General features: G+C 44.3%; 3 protein-coding genes and 1 pseudogene. 1 reads left to right on the top strand and 3 read right to left on the bottom strand.

The features are described from left to right. On the bottom strand, nt 1-952 hold a 952-nt coding region (ilvC, locus tag JZU62_RS03600; RefSeq protein ID WP_295011977.1), incomplete at its 3' end, for a ketol-acid reductoisomerase. Between the two features lie 165 nt (nt 953-1,117). Here ilvC and JZU62_RS03595 point away from each other — a divergent pair. Further along, on the top strand, nt 1,118-1,753 hold the full coding sequence (locus JZU62_RS03595; RefSeq protein ID WP_295011975.1) for a hypothetical protein: 636 nt from the start codon (nt 1,118-1,120) through the stop codon (nt 1,751-1,753). Here the strand turns inward: JZU62_RS03595 and ruvX are convergent. Continuing rightward, nucleotides 1,738-2,136 (bottom strand): Holliday junction resolvase RuvX, encoded by a 399-nt coding sequence (gene ruvX / locus JZU62_RS03590; protein WP_295011979.1) that lies wholly within the window; start codon nt 2,134-2,136, stop codon nt 1,738-1,740. The two genes, JZU62_RS03595 and ruvX, sit on opposite strands and share 16 nt — an antisense overlap. Beyond that, nucleotides 2,136-2,405, bottom strand: a pseudogene (locus JZU62_RS03585) (tRNA uridine-5-carboxymethylaminomethyl(34) synthesis GTPase MnmE); the annotation flags it as partial. The pseudogene JZU62_RS03585 and the gene ruvX, both read right to left, overlap by 1 nt.

The following is a 2,405-nucleotide window of genomic DNA, read 5'->3' as shown; positions in this document are numbered from 1 at the left end:
TACGCTCGATCAAAGATGCTTTTGCATTTGTACGCTCAGCGTTCATACGTGGGTAACCCGCTTGACCTTCAAGGATAAAGTCTTTTGCGAAACGACCGTCTTGGATCTCTTTGAGGATCTCTTTCATCGCCGCTTTTGATTGCTCATTGATAACACGTTTACCACTTACATAGTCACCGTATTCTGCTGTGTTAGAGATCGAATAACGCATATCCGCGATTCCACCCTCGAACATCAAATCAACGATGAGTTTAAGTTCATGTAGACACTCGAAGTACGCCAATTCAGGTGCATAACCCGCTTCTGTCAATGTTTCGAATCCCGCTTGAACGAGAGAAACTGCACCACCGCAAAGAACCGCTTGTTCTCCGAAAAGGTCTGTTTCAGTTTCGTCTTTAAACGTGGTTTCAATAATCGCCGTACGTCCGCCACCGATAGCCGATGCGTAAGAAAGCGCCAATTCTTTAGTTGTACCGCTTGGATTTTGTCCAACAGCGATCAAATCGGGAATCCCGCCGCCGCGAACGAACTCACTACGTACAGTATGACCCGGTGCTTTAGGTGCGATCATCGTTACGTTGATATCGCTTGCTGGTTTGATACGTCCGTAATGGATGCTGAAACCGTGACCAAATGCGATAGTAGCACCTGATTTTAGGTTTGGAGCGATTTCGTTTTTGTAGATTTCTGCTTGGTTTTCATCCGGAAGAAGGATCATAACCATATCAGCGTATGCAGATGCTTCTGCAACCGTCATAACTTTGAACCCTTTAGCTTCCGCTTTGCCCCATGAGCTTCCCTCTTTACGGAGACCGATAACAACTTCTACACCGCTATCGCGAAGGTTTTCCGCGTGTGCATGACCTTGTGATCCAAAACCGATCATTGCCACTTTTTTACTTTTGATTAACTCGATATTACAATCTTTATCGTAGTAGACGTTCAATGCCATACAGGTATCCTTAGAGTAAGCTCATAGGCTTAAAATTTGGCGAATTATACCCCACTTTTGCATAAAAATAGTTTAGCGCACCCTTAGAGCATTGTGCTAACTCATCCGCTAAGGGTCTCTAAACGATCCCATGCTACAATTCACCCAAAAATAGAAGGACTTTTTATGAAAAAATTTAACCTTTTTAAAGAGATTATCGTTGTCAACAAAAATGACTTTTTACGTGCTGTGAATTCTACGAAACACTTTGCCATCAGTTATAAAGGGGAGATTGTATTTGAGCCGTTTGAATCCTCATTAATTAGCATTTTTGAGGGGTCAATTCCTACCGTTTCACCGCTGAGCACCAATCTTTCCCGTCCGATTAGTTCCATGCTCGGCAATAACTACCGAATTGTAGAAGATGATGATCGGCTCCTAATCAAAGCTTCCGGTGCATGGCAGAGTATCATCGGATATAACCAAAAACGGGCTTTATACGATGATACGAGTGGTGACGGCATCGCCGAATTTTCCGATAAAAAACTCGAAGAGTGCGGATGGTATGCAACTGAGTTTAACATCAACTATCGAGAAATCGTAGAGCAATTCGAGGAACAATGTGAAGGAATTTTACTCTGCCTCGAGCAAGAAGAGCCCTATCAGTTCAGCGGATTGGGATTTGTATTCGACATCGATCATGCACGCCGTGTCGGATTTGAGTATTGTGTACACGTTATTAAAGTGAAATTAGAAAACGATGAGGATTTTGCTTCTCTCACCGATGATGAAACAGAAGCCAAAGATTACTTTTTAAACTGATCTAAATAGCGTTCTAAAATAATCTTCGCCGAAAGCGAATCGATCCGACCGTCACGCTTGTAGCGGATTTCACCCTTCATCAGAGCTTCGGCTTCTTGGGAACTGTGCGATTCGTCTTGGTAGGCGATCTCACCGCTAAATTCGACAAGATTCATAAAGTGTGCAACGCGACGTCGCATCTCATCCTCTGTCGTACTTCCCATCGGGATGCCGACTACGACTGTCGTTGCCTCGTATTCGTCCAAAACTTTTTTCACATCATTCGCGGCTTGGTTACGATTTTTACGTTCTACTGCGCTAAGCGGTGTCACGATTCCCGATCCTGCACTTAGTGCTAATCCGATCCGTTTTAACCCTAAATCAATCGCGATAATTGTTCCCATCATTTCCCCAGACAGAACTGTCCGAACATCTTGTCAAACATCTCATCGAGTTCGTACGGTCGGCTTATAGAGGCAACAGCGCGGATCGCTGCATTGATATGAAACGAGAAAAACTCTAACTCACCGTCATGCAACGGTTCATACGCTTCATCGATGGAGCGGACGGCACTCTCGGTCGCACTGATTTGACGTTGCGAAATGAGCATCATCTCCTCGCCGTCGTTTTCATAATCCATGAGAGAGCTCAAGGTATTAATCAACGATTGCAT

It is taken from the genome of Sulfuricurvum sp., assembly GCF_019163035.1.
Lineage (GTDB): Bacteria > Campylobacterota > Campylobacteria > Campylobacterales > Sulfurimonadaceae > Sulfuricurvum.
The sequence above is the reverse complement of the archived record's forward strand: the minus strand, read 5'-3'. Positions and strand labels throughout refer to the sequence as shown.